This window comes from Geofilum sp. OHC36d9 (assembly GCF_052400685.1).
Classification (GTDB): Bacteria; Bacteroidota; Bacteroidia; order Bacteroidales; family Marinilabiliaceae; genus CAZHHH01.
Map to the genome: position 1 here is coordinate 471,945 of NZ_JBQTGJ010000002.1, position 21,571 is coordinate 493,515.

Annotated in this window: 10 protein-coding genes; 7 read left to right on the forward strand and 3 right to left on the reverse strand. The window is 41.2% G+C overall.

Annotation, left to right across the window (positions count from 1 at the left end; genetic code table 11):
* Positions 1–228 precede the first annotated feature (228 nt).
* From ACT3CD_RS04670 to ACT3CD_RS04680, 3 genes are all read left to right on the forward strand, one after another.
* Entirely contained in the window at positions 229–2,379 is a 2,151-nt protein-coding gene (locus ACT3CD_RS04670) for a S46 family peptidase (RefSeq protein WP_444643391.1), read from the forward strand.
* Positions 2,380–2,554: 175 nt separating this feature from the next.
* Positions 2,555–3,157, forward strand: coding sequence for a MarC family protein (locus tag ACT3CD_RS04675; RefSeq protein ID WP_444643393.1), 603 nt, complete (start codon positions 2,555–2,557; stop codon positions 3,155–3,157).
* Positions 3,154–3,771, forward strand: coding sequence for a ribonuclease H1 domain-containing protein (locus ACT3CD_RS04680; protein WP_444643395.1), 618 nt, complete (start codon positions 3,154–3,156; stop codon positions 3,769–3,771). The genes ACT3CD_RS04675 and ACT3CD_RS04680 overlap by 4 nt, the downstream gene beginning before the upstream one ends.
* Before the next feature lie 2 nt (positions 3,772–3,773).
* On the opposite strand, the gene ACT3CD_RS04685 is transcribed toward ACT3CD_RS04680, so the two are convergent.
* Entirely contained in the window at positions 3,774–5,567 is a 1,794-nt protein-coding gene (locus ACT3CD_RS04685) for a tetratricopeptide repeat protein (protein ID WP_444643397.1), read from the reverse strand.
* Between the two features lie 682 nt (positions 5,568–6,249).
* Between ACT3CD_RS04685 and ACT3CD_RS04690 the strand changes: the two genes are divergently transcribed.
* Positions 6,250–9,393, forward strand: coding sequence for a glycoside hydrolase family 2 TIM barrel-domain containing protein (locus ACT3CD_RS04690; RefSeq protein WP_444643399.1), 3,144 nt, complete (start codon positions 6,250–6,252; stop codon positions 9,391–9,393).
* A 392-nt stretch (positions 9,394–9,785) separates the two neighbouring features.
* Positions 9,786–12,269 carry a DUF5686 family protein gene (locus ACT3CD_RS04695; protein WP_444643401.1) on the forward strand — a complete coding sequence of 828 codons (2,484 nt, stop codon included), beginning with the start codon at positions 9,786–9,788 and terminating at the stop codon, positions 12,267–12,269.
* 107 nt (positions 12,270–12,376) lie between these two features.
* Here the strand turns inward: ACT3CD_RS04695 and ACT3CD_RS04700 are convergent, their stop codons facing one another.
* Complete coding sequence (locus ACT3CD_RS04700) at positions 12,377–14,089, reverse strand: glutamine--tRNA ligase/YqeY domain fusion protein (RefSeq protein ID WP_444643403.1); 1,713 nt, start codon at positions 14,087–14,089, stop codon at positions 12,377–12,379.
* 380 nt (positions 14,090–14,469) lie between these two features.
* On the opposite strand from ACT3CD_RS04700, the gene ACT3CD_RS04705 reads away from it, so the two are divergent.
* Positions 14,470–15,705, forward strand: a complete 1,236-nt coding sequence (locus ACT3CD_RS04705) for a 3-deoxy-D-manno-octulosonic acid transferase (RefSeq protein WP_444643405.1) — start codon at positions 14,470–14,472, stop codon at positions 15,703–15,705.
* A 353-nt stretch (positions 15,706–16,058) separates the two neighbouring features.
* Here the strand turns inward: ACT3CD_RS04705 and ACT3CD_RS04710 are convergent, their stop codons facing one another.
* Positions 16,059–18,908 carry a bifunctional fucokinase/fucose-1-phosphate guanylyltransferase gene (locus ACT3CD_RS04710; RefSeq protein ID WP_444643406.1) on the reverse strand — a complete coding sequence of 950 codons (2,850 nt, stop codon included), beginning with the start codon at positions 18,906–18,908 and terminating at the stop codon, positions 16,059–16,061.
* A 257-nt stretch (positions 18,909–19,165) separates the two neighbouring features.
* Between ACT3CD_RS04710 and ACT3CD_RS04715 the strand changes: the two genes are divergently transcribed.
* Positions 19,166–21,475: a glycoside hydrolase family 3 N-terminal domain-containing protein gene (locus tag ACT3CD_RS04715; RefSeq protein WP_444643408.1), complete on the forward strand. Its 2,310-nt coding sequence runs from the start codon at positions 19,166–19,168 to the stop codon at positions 21,473–21,475.
* Positions 21,476–21,571 lie beyond the last annotated feature (96 nt).

Below are 21,571 nucleotides of genomic sequence, written 5' to 3' on the forward strand. Positions count from 1 at the left end.
CAGACTATATGGCAAATAACCATGCTTGAGCGGTTTTACACAGGCGGCAAGCATCGGGCTGCCATTTTATGCGAACAAAGAAATTTGAAAACGGCCAATCTTCTGAACCAAAAAATCATCGAAACAGCTACGATACACTAACATAATCGAATCATCCTAACAAAAATCAAACTTTAGAATTAGCATAATTGCTATATTTGCCATTTGATATAATTAGAAATTAAAATAATGAAGAAAATTTTAGCAATGTCTTTCATCCTGTTGATGGGTTTCGCAGGCGGGGTAAAGGCGGATGAAGGCATGTGGTTGTTGCCACTGATCCAAAAACTAAATATCGGAACCATGCAGGAGATGGGTCTTAAGCTCACGCCTGAACAAATTTACAGCGTTAACCACTCTAGTTTAAAGGATGCCGTGGTTATTTTTGGTGGCGGGTGTACCGGAGAACTGATTTCAGATCAGGGACTCATCCTTACCAACCATCACTGTGGTTACGATAAAATACAAGAACTTAGTACGCTTGAACACAACTACCTTGATGATGGCTTCTGGGCAGGATCAATGGAAGAAGAAATACCGGCACCGGGACTGACCGTTACATTCCTGAAAAAGATGGAAGACGTAACCGGTGAAATAATGTCGGCAGTAACCAACGATATGACCGAAGAAGAACGCGGCAAAGCCATTCAGGACAAAAGAAAAGAACTGATTGATGCCGCCTCGAAAGACAATAACTACAAAGTACAGGTGAAAGATTACTTTGCAGGGAACCAGTATTTCCTTATTGTATACGAAACATATACCGATGTCCGCTTTGTAGGGGCACCCCCATCCTCCATCGGGAAATTCGGATTTGACACCGACAACTGGATGTGGCCACGTCATACAGGCGACTTCTCAATGTTCCGGGTTTATGCCGATGCCGAAGGTAAACCGGCCGACTACTCGGTTGAAAACGTACCTTACCAGCCCGCCTATCACCTGCCCATATCAATAAAAGGCTATGAGAAAGGCGACTTTGCCATGACCATTGGTTTTCCGGGAAGCACCGAACGGTATCTGCCTTCATGGGGTATCGAAGAAAGGATGAAAAGCTTCAACCAAACACTTATCACCGTTCGCGGTGTGAAACAGGATATTTGGGCTGACGCCATGGCACAGAGCGATAAAATACGTCTTCAATATGCCTCCAAATTTTCGCGCAGCTCCAATTACTGGAAAAACAGTATTGGTATGAACCGCGGACTGGAAGCCCTAAACGTAATGGACAAAAAGAAAGCACAGGAAAGCGAATTCGCTCAGTGGGTGAATGCCAATGAGAGTCGCAAAGCCGTCTATGGAGAAGTTCTACCGATGCTTGAAAAAGGCTACACCCAACGGGCAGATGTTTATAAAGCCTACATGTATTTGCGGGAATCATTTCTTAATGGCACCGAAATCTACCTGTTTTCTTTGGTTGGAAAAGATCTGATCGAGACATTAGAATCGGGAGATCAGGAAAAAATTGACAAACAAATTGAAGAAATTCGCGAAACAGCAAAAGACTTCTATAAAAATTACGATGCAGCAACCGACCAAAAAGTCATGGTTGCCATGCTCAACCTATACCAGCAAAACATCGCAAAAAAATACCAGCCCAAATTATACGACACGGTAAATGGTAAATACAAAGGAAATACAGAAAAATATGCTGCCGATGTTTTCAAAAAGACCATTTTTGCTTCTCCCGAAACATTCGAAGCATTTCTGGCAAACCCTAAGTCTAAAATTCTAAAAAAAGACATGGCTCTAAACGCAGCCAACACTTTATTGGACGCCTTCTCTAAGATTAGAGAAGAGATGTCTTCGACCAAACCATTGATCGACAAAGGAAACAGACTATTCATGGCAGGTATGATGGAAATGCATCCCGAGAAAGTATACTACCCCGATGCTAACTTCACCATGCGTTTAAGCTATGGTACTGTTGGCGATTACGAACCCCGTGATGCCGTCAACTACAACTATTTTACGACACTTAAAGGAGTCATGGAAAAAGAGGACCCCGACAATTTTGAGTTTAACGTCCCGTCAAAACTCAAAGCGCTGTATAAAGCCGGCGACTATGGCCGCTATGCTGCCAATGACGGTCTTTTGCATGTTAACTTCACAACCAATAATGATATTACCGGAGGTAATTCAGGCAGCCCTGTTATCAATGGTAACGGCGAACTCTTTGGTCTGGCCTTCGATGGTAACTGGGAGGCCATGAGTGGTGATATAGCATTTGAAACAGAATTACAAAAATGTATCAATGTCGACATTCGGTATGTCCTTTTCATTATCGATAAATATGCGGGAGCAACCCGTCTGATTGATGAGATGACCATTGTTGAATAATCGTTTTTTACAACTGATAAAAAGGCCATGGGGTACTCAATCCTATGGCCTTTTATTTTTTAAAAGCATGACAAAAAACAGATGGTAATACGCTGGCCTTTTACTACTTTTGCGCTACTGACAGATCGGATAACGAAATTAAAAAACATCAAATAACCGCTTTAAATAAAACTATATGCACTTAAATTTTCTGGAAATATTATCAGGCTTTATTGTCCTGTTTGCAGTGATCGATATTTTTGGCTCACTACCCATAATCATCGATATACGTAATAAAGGAGGTAAAGTAAGTGCTTTTCAGGCCGCCGCCATATCATTCGTTATTCTTATCGTTTTTCTATTTTTGGGAGAGGCCATTCTGGGTTTATTCCAGGTCGACATATCTTCCTTCGCCATAGCGGGTGCTTTTATCCTGTTTATTATGGCCATAGAAATGATATTGGGCATAGAACTCTTCAAACACGACTCACCCGCCGGGGCTTCAATTGTACCTATTGCATTTCCGCTGGTGGCAGGAGCTGGTTCGTTCACGACACTGCTTACACTAAGAGCCGAATTTGCCCTGATCAACATTATTCTTTCCTTATTGCTCAATATTATTATCGTATTTATTGTATTGAAATACACCAATAAAATAGAACGATTTATTGGAAGTGGTGGCGTCTACGTCATGAAGAAATTCTTCGGCATAATTTTGCTCGCCATATCCATTCGCTTGTTTTTATCTAATTTGTCAACATTGCTTATTGATTTAATTCCAAAAATCAAAGGTATATGAGTAAAACCAAGTTTTATGTAGTCTGGAAGGGACGTCAGCCCGGCATCTATAGCAACTGGGCCGACTGCCAGTCACAAGTCTTCGGGTTCGAGAAAGCGATATTTAAAGGATTTGCCACCAAAGCAGAAGCCGAAGCGGCCTTTAAACAAAATCCCTGGCACATCCTAAACAACAGCACTAATAATAAAACAGCTAATGGCAAAACCGCGTCCATCATAGCCAATAGCTTATCGGTTGATGCGGCATGCAGTGGTAATCCGGGCGTAATGGAATATCGTGGCGTGCATGTTGGCACCCGGGAACAATGGTTTCTGGTAAAATTTCCTTTGGGAACTAATAATATTGGCGAATTTCTGGCTATTGTGCATGGATTGGCCGAATTAAAAAAGAAAAAACTCAACCTGCCGGTTTACACCGATTCAGCCACCGCCTTAGCGTGGGTAAAGAAAAAGAAATGCGGCACCAAACTGCCTGAAGATACATCTACAGCGTCTCTATTTGAAGTGATTAGAAGAGCCGAAAAATGGCTGCGTGAAAACCAGTATTCACAGCCACTTTTAAAATGGGATACAAAAAAATGGGGCGAAATACCAGCCGATTTCGGTCGAAAATAAACCTAAACAGTAATATAAGGTAGTTTAAACCGAATACGATTTCCGCATCGTTCGCCCACACAGATTCGCTCTTCAACCGATGTCGCGGCAATGGACCGCATTCGTTCCCGTCTGGTTCGGAAATCAAAAGTTTCAATATAACTACCTCTTACAACATCCTGGTAGTATTGCATCAATTCAATCCGCACAGCCTCCGGAAACAACATGCCTGTATCCTCAAAAATGACCTCAATCACATTATTCCTTTGTATAAAACCAATATTTATATTTAGCTGCTGGTCTGAATGAACAACGTTATTTTTAAAAACAGTACTCAGAAATTTAAGACAAAACAGTGCTGGAACAATCGTGCTATCTAAGCGTCCTTCAAGATTAGTTTTTATCTGCAGATTTATTTTCAAACCTGTTTGTGCGGCGCCACGAAAATCGCAAAAAACACGAACCAAATCCATTTCCTGCTTTAAAACAATATTAGGCCTCACCGAAAGATCGAGCATCTGTTTTACCAGTTGTTCCCGTTGTTTTGATGCTTCAGACGCTTCTTCATTATAACCAATAACTAAAGGCAGATAAAGATCAGGGTCAAGTCTTTCGCGGAGCAATCCTTCCTGCAGACGGTAATTCCCCGCTATTTTCTTAACCCGTCTATTGGATTGAAGCGCCCAAATAAACATCAAAATGCCAAATAAAAACAAGACCGTAATAAAACCAGAGAACAAACGGGTTCGACGTTGATTTTTGGCCAGCGCCAAATCTCTGTCTAAAAGCTTCTGCTCCGTTTGTTGATCCATAATTCCGCTGTCGAAAAGATGATTATCAACACGCATGGAATCTTTCAATGCCACATATTTCTCAAATGTAATCAAAGCATCATCCCAATCGCCCAATAGTTTATACGTCGAATAAATGGAAAAAAGATTAGAGAGTTTCATATCCCTATAATTCAAATTGTCAGACTGTTTATCGCATAACTGGTACATAAACAACGCCTGATAATAGTCCTTCTGGTCCTTATATAAATCACCCAATAAGGAATAGGCATTAATCTCCCCAACTTTATCATGATTACTTTTAAAAAGAACCATCGCTTTCTCGATATAATCCTTCCCTTCATCATACCGCTTTAATCGAATCAGTAACGACCCAACATTATAAAGAACACGAGACTCTGTTTTGGCGTCACTCTGATTGTGAACGATGTCCAACGCCTTCAGATAATATTTTTCAGCATTCTCCAATCGATCGGACCGGGCATAACATGCCGCCAAATTGTTATAAAGGCTAGCCATTTCATTTAAAGACTGTAGCTCCTCATAAACATCCAACGCCTTTAAATACATTGAAATGCCCCTATCAATCTCCCCATTTGTTTCCAACACCAACCCCATATTCTGGTAACATTGTGCGGCACCGAATGTATTGCCTCTTAACAGATCTATTTCAAGCGAATTAGAGAAAGCCTTCAGGGCATCATCATAAAAAGCCTGATAATAACAAACCAATCCAATGTTATTATGAATAACGGATTGTTTAGCAGAATCATTTATCAAAACAAAACTGTTTAAAGCTTTCCGATAAAAATCGTCTGCCTCGGCCCATTGCGATTCTTCGTAGGCTTTCTCCGCCACATAAAAATTCACCAACCCATTTACCAAATCCATGGTTCTAGGAGTTACTTCTTCCTTTATGGAATCAAGGAATAACTCCAGAACCCTACGATCATCCGCATTAACTTTTAAAGCAACAAGTTCTTCAATATTCGGAATTACAAGAAGCGAATCAGACTGTTCGCTCATAGCAAACAATTTGTTTGTCAATAACAAACCAAGAAAAACAAATATAATCCGGTTATAACTCATTTTTTATTATTTCGAGGAACGGTAAAATTAGATAAAATTAACAATCGCCCGTCAATATTATGCAATTAAAACCAGGGAGACTTTTTTCAAGTTACAATTTAGCAAACGTTATTTGCCAATATAGTCCATAATTTTTTCTGAATATCAACCAAACGGATCTAAATAGTGTTTGTCTATAAAGTCAATTTCTGCGTTATGCTTGTCGTAAAAACAGTCATTTACGAAAAGTAAACTCCTTGATTTTTATGACTTCGCAAGCCTTGAATTTGAACTTTATATTTTAAACACTTCGTTTATAGACAGACTCTAAATAGAGCCTGTCTATAAAGTCCAACTTCTGCGCTACGCTTGCTTTCAAAATGATCATTTACGGGAGTAAACTCACATTTTACGAGCTTCAAAACGAACCTGCTTACGAATAGAGCAAATACCAATAGAGAATTTCCATATGGTAACTGAGAAACAAATTATAAACACATGAAATTCTCGAAAAATAGATTTTTTATATAACGCGAAAGTTCCCGGACAAACACGACATAAAAAAAACGAGGTGACGTTTTATCATAAAAAAATCTTGTATCTTAGTTTTTTAAATATTAAAACTCTTTCAAACTAACACATGATGCAAAAACTATTTGGATTAATCATTGGACTTGCGTTGTATTCGTGCACAAATTATAACGATTATGCCGATGTTCCGTTTGACGAAAAAGTGCCGGCCGATTGGGAAAATCCGGCTGTGAATGAGATAAACAGAGAGAGCCCAAGAGCCTGGTTTGTGCCTTTTGCTTCAGAGGAAGAGGTGGATGCCAATGATATATGGGCGTCGTCGTTGGTTCAGTCATTAAATGGTGAGTGGTTATTTAAGTATTCCGATAACCCATCATCACGACCTTTCTATTTTTTTAAAGATGATTATGATACCCGTAAGTGGTCCGTCATCAAGGTGCCTTCCAATTTCGAATTAGAGGGTTACACTTATCCTATTTATACTAACTCTCAGTATCCTTTTGCGAAAACACCGCCATCTATTCAGGATAATTATAATCCGGTGGGTTCGTACAAGCGTAGTTTTACGATTCCGGATAACTGGTCAGGAAAAGATATTTATCTTCATTTCGGCGCTGTAAGCTCTGCCATGTATGTGTGGGTCAATGGGCTTCAGGTTGGTTACAGTGAAGATAGTAAGACACCTGCTGAGTTTAATATTACAAAATATTTAAAGCCCGGGAATAACACTTTGGCTGTTGAGGTGTATAAATGGAGTGACGGAAGTTATTTAGAAGATCAGGATTTCTGGCGTTTGGGCGGAATCACCCGTGACGTATTCCTGATGGCCCGCGAGCAAATGCACATTCGTGATTTTCGCGTTGAGGCGGGTCTGGATGATGATTATACGACCGGAAAATTTGAGCTTTCCATTGATGTTGCCGGAACTGCGCAGGGTTCCATTGAAGCATCTCTTAAAAATGGGGACGTTTTGTTAGATCAATTTTCAGGACAAATCAAAGACGGGAAATTTAACTTTACTGCTACGTATGAACAGGTGAAGCGTTGGACCGCAGAAACCCCTAATCTTTACGAATTACTTATTGCTTTGAAAAATGCGGATGATACCGTACTGGAAGTTATCAGGCAGGATGTAGGTTTTCGAAGGATAGAAATCAAAGGAAATACGCTTTTGGTTAATGGACAATATATTTATTTGAAAGGGGTCAATTTACATGAACATCACGATATTACCGGTCATGTTGTGGATGAGGCCACGATGCTGAAAGATATTAAAACGATGAAAGCTCATAATATCAATGCGGTACGCACTTCTCACTATCCGCAACCCGAGCGCTGGTATGAGCTTTGTAATCGTTATGGTCTTTATTTAATTGATGAAGCCAATATTGAGTCGCACGGAATGGGTTATGGCGCTCAATCGTTAGCTAAAGATTCGACCTGGAAAGCGTCGCATTTGTTCAGGACACGCAATATGTTTGCACGGGATAAAAATCAACCTTCGGTGATCATCTGGTCGTTAGGTAATGAAGCCGGTAATGGTATTAATTTCGACGCCACTTACGACTATCTAAAGTCGGTTGAATTGAGTCGGCCGGTTCAGTATGAGCAGGCACACGGAGGGCGTAACACTGATATTAATGCCCCTATGTATGCGCGTATTAATTATTTGGTACAATATGCCGAAAAAGATCCCCGAAAGCCGCTCATTCAATGTGAATATGCTCATGCCATGGGCAATAGTGTTGGAAATCTTCAGGACTATTGGGATGTAATTGAATCGTATGAGGTTTTACAAGGCGGCTTTATTTGGGATTGGGTTGATCAAGGCCTTTTAACCAAAGATTCTGCCGGCGTAAAATATTGGGCTTATGGTGGCGATTTTGGTCCCGATACGGTTCCCTCTGATGGCAATTTTTGTATTAACGGATTGGTGAACCCCGATAGGGGCGTTAAACCAGCTTTGTTGGAGGTGAAAAAAGTTTATCAGTACATCAAATTTCGTCCTGTAGATCTTAGTAAGGGTATTATTACCATTGAAAATAAGTATGGTTTTATTAATACCAATAAGTTTGATTTTAGTTGGGTGATTAAAGGCGATGGCGAGAAGGTTCAATCCGGCTCTTTTGATAATATCGCACTAGCGCCCGATCAAAAAGCCAATGCAAAGGTTGATATGAATTTTGAGGTTCAACCAGGTGTTGAATATTATCTGACCGTAACGGCGGCTTTAAAGAAAAATGACGGACTACTTGCTGCGGGGACAGTCCTGGCTGCCGAGCAGTTTAAACTTCCAATAGATATTCCCGGTTCATCCAAAACAGAGGTATTATCCCCATTAACGCATCAAACAAATGGTGATACATTAATTATTAGCGGTCAGAATTTTACTGTAACATTTGATTTGGTCAAAGGAGTTATGACGGGTTTTGCTGCTGACGGCATTGAAATGTTGCAAAGCGGGCCGGAGCCTTCCTTGTGGCGCGCACCCACTGATAATGATTTTGGCAATGACATGCCCGTGCGTTCACGTATGTGGCGCAAGGCCGGCGAGAACCGTAAAGTGACAGCCACCGGAGTCAACCAACTGTCGGAAGGAGAGATACAGGTGGTGTTGACGTTTGACTTGCTGAATAATGATGGCGCAAAGATCGCTTCTTATACCAGTCAATATCTGGTTAAAGGGAATAAAAATGTTGAGGTTGAAAATACTTTCGTGATGACTCAGCCCGGCCTGCCTGAAATTCCACGTATGGGTATGACTTTGATAATGCCTTCTCAATTTGACCAAATGACATGGTTCGGACGTGGTCCGCAGGAGTCTTATCAAGATCGAAAGACTGGTGCTTTTGTAGATCTTTACTCCGGATCTGTTGCTGATCAATACTGGCCATATATTCGTCCGCAGGAGAATGGCAATAAAACCGATGTGCGTTGGATGTCGATAACCAATTCAGAAGGCAAAGGATTAAAATTCACAGGAAATCAATTGTTGGAAGTGTCGGCTCATCATAACCTGATTGAAGATTTTGAATCTCCTCGTCGTACTGACGGCCGTATTCCTTCAGGCGAGAAACGCGCCGTACAGCGCCATACTAATGATGTTAAGAAACGTGATCTAACAGCTGTGGATGTCGATTTTAAACAAATGGGCGTGGGCGGTGATGACAGTTGGGGCGCCTGGACACATAATGAGTACCGTTTAACAGATAAGTCCTATAGCTATGGCTTTGTTATATCTCCTGTGAACTAGCGTCTACCTACTCCTGTGGCACATAAACAAGCCTCTTTTTTGAGGCTTGTGAAGCTTAAAAATGTGAACTTACTTATGTAAATGACCATTTTGATGGCAAGCATAACACAGAAGTTGAACTTTAGAGACAGACTCGTACTAATTGTAAGGATGACTGAATTCTTATCTTTTATATGATGTCACTTGTTTATTGATTATATTTGTAAATGTATAGAGTCTGTTGTTATTCAACAGACTCTAATTTTTAACAGAGTCTGTTATTTGACGATCAATTTTGGTCGTTTTAGAATGTTTTTTTACAGGTACAATCCTGTTAGTTTTAACCTTCTGACATCCATTGTTACCTTTGCTTTTTCCTAATACCATATTATGCTGGTAATAACCCAAAAAAAATGTATAACCGCTTTTTGTTATTTTTCAGCTCTTTCTTACTGACAGTGCAATCATTTGCCCAAACAACCGTGGCTACCGGCGTCGTTTTTGATGCGGAAACGCATGAGGCTTTGCCTTATGTAAGTGTCACCTTTAACAAGACAACCGTTGGCGTGATGACCGATACTGTAGGTCGCTTTCGAATAGAAATTAAACAACCGATAGATTCTCTTAAAATATCGACCGTAGGATATGAGCCAAAGACACTTCCTCTTCAAAATGGGGTAGTCAACAGTTTTAATATCGCCTTAAAACCGATTGTTTTTGCCCTGAATGAAATACAGGTAAAACCCGATGAAGGTCCGGTACGAAGTCTTATGCGTAATTTTGTGACTCACAAAAACCGGAACAATCCTGATAACATTAAAAATTATGCCTTTCGCCGATATAACCGTTGGAACTATCAGATTAACAATGTAGGCGACCAAATGCAGTCCTGGCGCTTATTCGATAAGGCTCAGGATGCATTTCAATATGATGAGAACGGAAGGCGGTTTCTTCCTGTTTATTTCTCCGAGCAAATTGTTTACAATGAAATCCAAAACAACCCGCCACGACGTAAATCGACCATTGAAGCAGATATTACCAATGGACTGGGAATGCTGCAGGATACTGAAATAGCAGGTTTTACTTCCGGTCTCGATAATGGTATTAATTTTTATAATAACACCATTCAAATACTGGGACATAGTTTTATAAGCCCGGCGGCCGACAATGGCTGGTTTTTCTACAACTATTATCTGCTTGACTCAGTGGTTACCGATGCCGGAAAAACATTCACCGTTCGGTTTACGCCACGTAGAATCGGTGACAATACTTTTACCGGTCAAATGTCGGTCGAAGACAACTATTTTTCCTTGGTCAATGTAGAGGCGGAACTCACCAATAATAATCATTTGAATTTTATAAAAGGGTTAAAATTATCTTCGGATTACCGGTTAGTAAATGACTCCATTCCTTTTTTTTCAAAATCAGAGGTGACTTCTATTATTGATTATATGCCGGTTGAATTACAGAAAAACAATCGACGTGTGGAGTTACAGGCGGTTAATAGCATGATTTTTTCAGATGTGGAAGTGGATAGGAAAGAGGAGGTTGTACTCAGCCATCCGCGATTGACGTATGAAAGTGTGAAAGAACGTCAGTACAACAAACGTGATTCAACCTATTGGTTATCGGCCCGTCCGGCGGGTGTACATGAAGATAACGTTGTATTTAGCGCTTCCATAAAAAAGGTGAATAATTTGCCGGTCATTAAAATACTGGATAATGTGGCCCAGATGACAATCAGTGGCTATTATGATTTGGGTCAATGGGAATTAGGACCTTATGATTATTTGTTTAATCTGAACGAGGTGGAAGGAAAACATCTTTTCATAGGTGGGCGCACCAGTTCTGAACTTTCTGAATATTTTAGTCTGTGGGGCGGTGTTGGTTACGGTACCCGTAACGAGCAGTGGCTCGGACGTCTGGGAGGCGGCTATATGTTACCGACACCCCGACGGAACCTGATTAAATTAGAGTACTCGGATGACATTGTTTTGATAGGTGAGAATGAAAAGATTCTTATGCTGTATGAAAACAAACAACACACATCCGAAAGCAATCTGGTTTCATCCATATTTAAACGCGACAAGCTGGATGAGCTGATGCATAGGCGTCGTATTCTGGGAACTTTAGAAAAAGAAATCCGCACAGGCTTCACAATCAAATCGACCGCCTCATACACCACGATGTATTCGCCTGAGTTTTATCCTTTCACCACCAGTGGTGTTGAGGTACCTTCATTTGATGTATCTGAATTAAATTTCAACTTCAGGTGGTCGTGGAAAGAGAAGTTTTTGGATTATGGTTATCGTCGCATGTACATGTCAACGCCTTATCCAATCATCAATTTGTCATTGGCCGGGGGAATGGCCAATATAGATGGAGAACAGCCCTATGGACGCATCCATGCCAGCTTGAAACACTTTTTTTATATGGGGCAGATGCGTATGGATTATGCCTTTGAAGGTGGCTGGATTGTTGGCTCAGTGCCCTTCCCATTGCTTGACATTCCAAGGGCAAACGAAACATATGGATTCCAGAGCTATAATTTCAATATGATGAATAACCTGGAATTTGTACACGACCGTTATCTGCATACGTTTGTTGAATACCGTTTAAATGGATTTGTGTTTAAACGTTTGCCCTTGATAAAACATCTGGGATTACGTGAAGTTTTAAGCGTTAAAGCAATGGTGGGCCAAGTCTCAGACAGACATAAAGAATTACTCGATTTTCCTGTGTCCATATCACCCTACAATAGTGATCCCTACTCGGAAGTTGGCGTTGGCGTGGAGAATATTCTTCGTTTTTTTCGGATCGATGCCGTCTGGCGTTTGTCTCAATCAGAAATGGGGCCCCGTTTTGGCCTTCGTGGACGCATGGAAATAAGAATTTAAGATTCCCTGTTCCGCGCCCATAAACCGCAAAAAAACAAAAAAACATCCGGCACCAATTAAGGCGTCGGATGTTTTTTATTTCTAAAGTGGTGTCACCCTTCCCGGATCTATTTATTCTTTCCTTTTTTATTCCAATTGTCTTTTAATCCCACCGTTTTATTAAAAACAATTTTTTCAGCAGTGGAATCTTTGTCGACCGAGAAATAGCCGATACGTTGAAACTGAAAACTATCCAACGGTTTTACCCCGGCTAATGAAGGTTCTAGTTTACAGTCGGTTAATGTTTTCAACGAGTCAGGATTCAGAAATTCTTTAAAATCCACCCCTTTATGCCCATCGGGTTCTTCATCCATAAACAACCGATCGTACAGGCGAACTTCGGCATCAATAGCATGTTTGGCAGATACCCAGTGCAAGGTTCCTTTAACTTTTCGGTCACTTTGCGGCATTCCGCTTCGGGTTTCAGGGTCGTATGTACAGACTATTTCCGTGATATTGCCTTCAGCATCTTTTTTAAAACTCTCACATTTTATTATGTAGGCACTTTTTAGACGAACCTCCCGTCCAGGTCCCAGACGGAAAAATTTCTTAGGTGGCTCTTCCATAAAATCATTCCGTTCAATATATAATTCACGACTGAACGGGATGGTACGGCTACCCATACTTTCATCCTCCGGGTTATTTATGGTCTCCAGCATCTCCTCCTGATCTTCTGGATAGTTGGTAATAACCAATTTCACAGGATCGAGAACGGCATTAACGCGTTTGGCCCGCTTATTCAGGTCTTCGCGTACACAATACTCCAAAAGGGCTAAATCGATAACATTGTCGCGCCGGGCAATACCTACACGGTCGGCAAACATTCTGATTGACTCAGGCGTGTAACCTCTTCGTCGTAAGCCTGAAACAGTAGGCATTCGCGGGTCATCCCATCCGGAAACAATTCCTTTTTGAACCAGTTCGAGCAGTTTTCGCTTGCTCATTACCGTATAGTTGAGATTCAAACGTGCAAATTCAATTTGTCGGGGACGTACTTTTACATCTGGTTCGTCTTCAAGAATCTGATCCAAAAACCAGTTGTACAATGGTCTGTGTACCTCAAATTCCAATGTACAGATAGAATGGGTAATTCCTTCAATAAAATCACTTTGTCCGTGCGTAAAATCGTACATGGGATAAATGCACCACTTAGTTCCGGTTCGGTGATGCGGTTTATGCATAATACGATACATGATAGGATCGCGCATTTGCATGTTGGAGGCAGCCATATCAATTTTGGCACGAAGAATTTTTTCACCATCCTTGAATTCTCCCTTACGCATCCGTTCAAACAAATCAAGATTTTCTTCCACAGAACGGTTGCGATATGGACTATCCTGTCCGGGCGTGGTAGGGGTTCCTTTTTGGGCAGCGATCTCTTCTGCTGTCAGCTCACAAACATAAGCTTTCCCCTTTTTTATAAGTTTTACAGCCCATTCGTAAAGCTGATCAAAATAATCGGAGGCATATTTGGGCTCATCTTTCCAGTTAAACCCCAGCCATTTAATATCTTCCTGGATCGACTGCACATATTCTGTTTCCTCCTTGGAGGGATTGGTGTCGTCGAAACGAAGATTACAGGCTGCATTATAGTGTTTAGCAATACCAAAGTTGAGACAGATTGATTTAGCGTGGCCGATGTGCAAATAGCCATTGGGCTCGGGTGGAAACCGGGTGAGTATTTTACCTCCGTTTTTTCCTTCTGCCAAATCTTTATCTATCTCCTGATAAATGAAGTTTTTAACTTCTGCACTTTCTGGTTTAGGTGCGTCGTTATTCATATCTTTCTGGATTGAAATTCAATTTACAAAAGTAAAAGAATTTGACGGCATTTGGTGTATTTCCACCGAAAATGTAACGTACATCAACAGGTATATTCTATTTTTGTAACGATGTTCGAAATCTACGTCACACTCTGTTATTTCAAACCTTTGGCATGTTTTTGTGGCTTTTTAAAATTAACTTTGTCAAACAAAACGGTCTCAATAGTGATATTGCAGGCCAGATGTTAGGTGTAAAGACGATCAATTGAAACGATATAAATTTCTAAAACAGGTTGATGTCTGTTTTTAGAAACGTTACAATGCAAAAAGTTTGTTGTTAGTATTAAATGTCGGGGATAAGCTGACATTGTGATCATTAAATAGTAGAATCAATTTGTATGCAATTATTTTATAATTTGGGTATTGCTGTTTTTGGCTTAGGAGCTCGCCTATGGGCGTTATTTAGTGAGAGGGCTGCTCTTTTGGTGAAAGGACGTTCCAGTGTCTGGAAACAACTGAAAGCCATCGATCTGTCGGGACCCGTGATATGGGTGCATTGCGCTTCGTTGGGGGAGTTTGAGCAGGGACGGCCATTGATTGAAGCAATTCGGGATGCGAAACCTGATTATAAAATTGTACTTTCGTTTTTCTCTCCATCAGGCTACGAGGTGCGTAAAAATTACAACAAGGCCGATGCGGTAGTTTATTTACCTGCAGATAGTCGGCGTAATGCCCGTCGTTTTGTCCAATTGATTCATCCCGAAAAAGTTTTCTTCATCAAATATGAATATTGGTTCCATTATTTTAAAACACTCAGCGAAGCCGGAATTCCTTTATACAGCGTCTCATCAATTTTTCGTCCCTCGCAGATATTTTTTAAATGGTACGGTGGTTGGTTTCGCAGAATCCTTAGCCATGTAACGCAATTTTACGTACAGGACGAGACTTCTTCAAAATTGCTTAATTCGATTGGTATTCACAACCATGTTGTGGCGGGCGACACTCGTTTTGACCGTGTGGCCGACATTGCAAAACATGCCGATGAGCTACCCGTGGTGGCTGAATTTTCGCATGGTGCCAGAGTTCTGGTGGCGGGAAGCAGCTGGCCGCCGGACGAATCCATTTTGGCTGATTATATAAACAGCGCTGCTTCTAATGTGAAATTTATTATTGCGCCCCATGAAGTGCACGAAGGACATATATCGGAACTGATTCAAAAATTTGAAGTGCCGGTTTGTCGTTATTCTCACCTTAAAGAAACCATTCCGGCCGAAGCGCGTGTTTTGATTATTGATACCATAGGCGTATTGTCGGCCATCTACCGTTATGGTAGTGTCGCATATATTGGAGGCGGATTTGGAAAAGGAATTCATAATACGTTGGAAGCAGCAACTTATGGCATTCCTGTTATTTTTGGTCCTAATCACCAAAAATTTAAAGAAGCCATGGATCTTATTGCTGTCGGCGGCGGTTTTAATATCAATACACGCGATGATTTCAATATAATCATGTCTGAATTGTGGAACGATGATCCGGCAACATGTTTATTAGAGGCTTCGGGCCGCGCAGCCGGCGACTACGTTCAAAGTATGTGCGGCGCAACACCTCTGATTATGAATAATCTGTTTCTTTAGTTTTTCTCTATAAAAATTTTATCATCGATATTTTTTTCGTTGATATTATTTATTTCCATTTAGAACCTGTCCCTAAACTAAGTGTTTGAAATATAAAGTTTAAACACAGGTCTGGTGAAGTTTTTGAAAATTAAGGAGTTTGCTTTTTGTAAATGACTGTTTTTATGGCAAGTATAACGAAGTCGTCGACTTTATAGACAAACACTTTTTAGTGGCTGTCCATAAAGTCGGGAGTTTGAGCTATAAAGTTCAAATTCAAGGCTTGCACAGCCCGAAAAATATGGGTTTCCTGTTAATGATCATCCTGAAAGGAAACATAACGAAAAAACATGGCGTTTTCTTGCTGACACTCTTTACGATCTTGATATCTGCAATCCCGTATCACTTATGGTCATATCAACGAACCGGGCTTTGTCGTTGGGTGGACTATCCTGCAGAATTTGCTTAATATTCCCGGCTGCACGACTGTCTTTTGCGCAAATTAGCAGATATCCTCCTCCACCAGCACCTAAAAGTTTGCAGGCCAGCGCATGATTATTGATTTTATCAATAATTGACTGAATTTCAGGCGTATTTGTGCCGGAGTCCAATTGTTTATTCAACTGCCATGAGTGGGAAATCATACGTGCAGTTGTTTCATAGTCACATTTTTGAATCGCTTCAAACAGATGAAAAGCGTGTGCTTTTATTTCATCAAGAATCCGAAGTCGCTCGCCTTCGTTAAGGAACATGCCGCGTGTAATCTCTGACAGGATGTTTTTAGCAACCCGGGTAATACCAGTGTAATAAAGTAACCATTTATCTTTGTTCTCGGGTGTCTTAAACAGCCGATCGGATAACCAACTTACATTTATACTACTGGGGAGTCCCGGTTGCGATTGAAATAATTTTATACCTGGAAAAATTCCGCCATATTGATCCTGCCACCCTCCACCTGTAGTTAGCATTTGCTCAAGAATGAGCGTGTTGAGGCAAATCGCGTGATTATCCCAGCCCAGCGCACAAAAATCTGACAAAGCCCCCATTATTGTGGCTGCCAAAATAGAGCTGGTACCCAGTCCACTCCCTTTGGGTATGGCCACCAGCAAGGAGATTTCAATGCCTCCTCCGAATTTTTTTAATTGTTCTTTTAGGGAACCAAAAGATTGTCCCTGAAAATCAGGATGAAAACCAGCCATACACAAGGCGGCACGTGGAATGGAAAATGCTGAACCGACATTGTCGTAGTGTCCAATTTCTTCATAAGTTTCAATGGTTTCCGAAACGCCATTGTCGATGCTCCGTAGGGTAATTTTGTATTCGTCCGATAAACGGATAAAAACCTGTAACGGCGGTTGTCCGTTGAGGTCAACAGCTATATTTACCACTGCGCCGCCATTGTGAAAACAGTATGGAGGTGTATCTGACCAGCCTCCTGCCAGGTCGAGACGCGCCGGACTTCGGCCCCACACAATTTGATCGGGAAAAACGTTTAACCGCGGCAGACTGCGGATATGGATTGCTTTCTTTATAAATTCCTGTAAAGTGGCATACGCCTTTTTTTCATGCGTTTCACCATCTTTTCCCAAAAGATTTAGAACTTCGGAACGAAACATCTGATCGGAAGCAATAACCAATGGGGATGTATTTTCATCCGGCTCTGACGGAAGCGATAGCTTGTTGAATGCATAATCGGCCGCAATTTGTTTTAAATCGGCCTGATAAAAAATGCTGCGTTTATAATTGGACGCTAACAGTGGTAAATCATTAAGGGCAAAATCCAATCGCTGTTTGAACAACCGTTTAAGATTTGCTTTATTGCTGATGCCATTTGCTGATAGTCTGGGTGCTGACAACCACAAATTTTTCATGATCTCATTATCGCCATAAAGCATCCAGCTAATTAACGACTGTGATAAATTTTTGCGGGAAATCACTGGAAAAATTGGCGTGTTTTGTATGTCGAGAGTGGAGTCAATGCCAGCTGTCGCAAAATCAATATCTCTGACTGAAAGCCAATGCGACAATTTTTGATGCATCCAATCGGCGTCTTCAGCCATACCACTAAAAGTGTCATTTATGCCGTATGGACGTATGCAGAATGTTTCCTCATCAATCGGAACGATGTCGAGACAAATGCCGGAATTTAAAGCTAAATTCCAATTGTTGTCAGGAACGCCGGTAATAATATGGTGATCAGACAGCTGCCAGGTCGCAGGTACATGACTGTTTTCTATCCAAATATGGTGAAGGTTGGAATTAAACTGAATGCCACAATTTGCATTTAACACAAATACCGAGGGATGCGGTTTTACTTTATGGTGCCAGATGGCTCGCTGGTCTTTTACCCGATTCTGAATAGCCTCTGTTGAGGTTATCAGCTCAAGACTGGTTCCAAAATGATAAAACTCGCCTTGCTCCAATGGTACAATAGCGGTGCTTAATGCTGAAATTTCCTGATCGGGTTGTGTGGGAGCAGAGCCCAAACCTGTACCAAAAGTACTGTAAAGATCATAGAAATCAGGTGTTTTATTAATAAAATCATTGCCGGTCCAGCCACATTTTTTCATCAACACTTCAATGGCCCGGTTGCTCAGAATCCAGATGCCAACGTCCATCATAAACAAATGCGTATTCGTCAATTGTTCTATGATTTCGTGAGATGGTTTTTGTAACATAAAGCTAAGGTGGGTGGCATTATCACGAGGCGTAAAGAATACGCCATGATGTGAGGCCAGATGAGGATCGACCCATATACCTAAGCAAATAATATCAGCTTCGGGAAGTTGTTGAAACGACTGGTTTGGAATTACCAAAACATCACCACTGGCAATAAGTGTCCTGTTTTGTGGGGGCGCAGCTTTCATTAGCTGATTATACAAAGGCATCTGTATGTCCATCAGATTTTGATGCAAATTCTGACCTCGACTCCACCTGAATATAGGAATGGGTGCCAGTACTTTGCCTGAAGGCGCATAGCCAGGTAATCGTCGGCTCTGTCCACCGGCATGAATAATGATTCGTTGGTCGGAATGCAGGTAGCTGGCAAAATCTGTTGTCTGACAATTTTTGAAATGTTGTGCTAACAGCCAGGAGGTTCCTCCACCCGAGCCTATTTTGCTTCCCTCAGGATCCGATGTTACAAAACAGGGAGGATGAGAGGCCGGCAATAATTCATTAAATGCTGTGACGAGATTTTCGGGTACTGACAACAATATTTGCATCTTTATATAGTAATGTTTTTTACAAATATAGAATAAAAAATGAGTGGAGGATGAGGTTTAAATGAGGTGATATTTTTTCTACAACAGAGTATTAAGAATAAATTTATAGCATAAAATAAAAAAATACATTTTTTTGCCTTTGGGCTAATGATGTGCAAATTTAAAATGATTATTATCTTTACAAAACCAGATAAGTGTACTATTTACACTAAATATCGTTAAATTCGTTTTAAATCAACCCACTAAATATTCGACAAATGAAAAAAACGTTATTATTGGGATGCGCGGGAATTGCCGCATTTCTAAGTTGTAATTCTCCCTCGGGGATTGACCCATCAGCCAACGTTGAGCGCATTCCTCAAATAGAAAAATTGTTATCGCAGATGACATTGGAAGAGAAAGTAGGACAAATGGCTCAGATAACGGTAGACGTCCTTACTGTAGGCGCCGACGCCTTTCACACCGACGAGCCGGTTCGATTGGATACTGCCATACTGCGTAAGGCACTTATAGATTACAAGATTGGTTCAGTATTAAACACACCGGGGAACAAAGCCCGGACACTTGATGAATGGCATACTATTATTAGCCAGATTCAAGACATGGCTATCAATGAAACACGCTTGGGAATCCCCATCCTTTATGGTGTGGATGCCATACATGGTACCACCTACACTGCCGGAGCCACTTTTTTCCCTCAGCAAATAGGGCAGGCAGCAACCTGGAACCCAACATTGGTTCATCGTGCCGGTGAAATTACGGCATACGAAACGCGCGCATCCTCTATTCCATGGGACTTTTCGCCCGTTTTGGATATTGGCCGCGATCCTCGTTTTCCCCGAATATGGGAGTCATTTGGTGAAGACATGTATCTGGCCGGCCAATTAGGTGTAGCTCTCGTAACAGGTTATGAAGGTGATGATATAGGTAATCCAAATAATATTGCCGCTTGTGCTAAACATTATTTAGGTTATTCAGTCCCATTGTCCGGAAAAGACCGCACACCGGCTTACATCCCCGACATCGAATTGCGTGAACGACATCTGCCCACATTTAAAGCTGCCGTGGATGCAGGTGTGCGTTCCGTCATGGCCAATTCCGGCTTAATTAACGGTGTCCCGGTTCATAGTAGTAAAAAACTTCTTACCGATTTGTTAAAGGGGGAATTGGGCTTTACCGGGTTTATCGTAACCGACTGGAAAGATATTGAAAATATTCACGACCGTGATCATGTTGCCAAAGACCAGAAAGAAGCAGTGAAACTGGCCATTAATGCTGGCATTGACATGTCGATGATTCCTTACAATTTTGATTTCTGTGATTACCTTGTTGAATTGGTCAACGAGGGAGAAGTTCCCATGTCACGAATTGACGACGCTGTTCGCCGGATCTTAAATGTGAAATGGCAACTAAATCTGTTCGAAACGCCTGTGACACATTATAAAGACTATCCGTTATTTGGCAGCGATGAATTTGCTCATGATGCTTATGCTACCGCACAAGAGTCAATGACCTTATTAAAAAATAAAGATTCCGTTCTACCACTTCCCAAGAATGCCCGGGTACTGGTGGCAGGCCCAAATGCCAATAGCATGCGTACGTTAAACGGAGGATGGACCTACACCTGGCAGGGGACTAATAACGATGCCTTTGTTAAAGGCTACTCAACAATACTGGATGCCGTTACGGAAAAAGTGGGCAAAAAAAATGTCCTTTTTCGAGAAGGGGTTCGTTACATTAACGAAGGTAAATATTGGATGGACGAGACTGTTGATATTAAAGAAGCCGTTAGAGCAGCAGCCAGCGTCGACTATATTATTCTTGCCTTAGGTGAGAACTCGTATACCGAAAAGCCGGGTGATTTGCATGATCTTTCATTGTCTGCGAACCAGGTGGCTTTAGCACAGGCTTTGGCCAAAACAGGAAAGCCCATAATATTGATCCTTAACGAAGGTCGACCGCGTATCATACGTCCCATTGAGCCTCTGATGAAAGGCATTATTCATGCCTTCTTGCCGGGCAATTATGGCGGCATGGCTGTTGCCGACGTACTATTCGGCGACGTGAACCCCAGCGGAAAAATGCCATATACCTATCCTCTGTATGTCAACTCTTTGGTGACATACGATCATAAGCCTTCGGAACATCAATCCAAAATGGTTGGCGTTTACGATTATGAGTCCGATTTTGCAATACAATATCCTTTTGGGTTTGGTCTAAGCTATACCACATTCGAATATAGTAATCTGACCTTAAGTTCAAATACTCTTAATAGTGATGGAACAATAGAAATTGGTGTAACCATTAGAAATACAGGTAGCAGACCGGGTAAAGAAGTGGTTCAGTTATATACATCCGATTTGTACGCCAGCATTACGCCTGATGTTCGCCGCTTGCGAAAATTTAAAAAAATCGGGCTTAAGGCCGGCGAGTCCAAAACCGTCTCATTCAATCTCAAACCAGAAGATTTGTCATTTATTAATGAGGCTCTTCAACGGGTAACCGAACCTGGTGATTTTGAAGTCGAAGTTGCCGGACTTAAAGACAGGTTTACATATGTTGAATAAGGAGTTAAATACTTTTTAAATTGACAAAGGGGAAGGATTAAAAAATTCTTCCCCTTTTATTATATGCCAAAAAGCAATGGTTCATCCATTTAAATA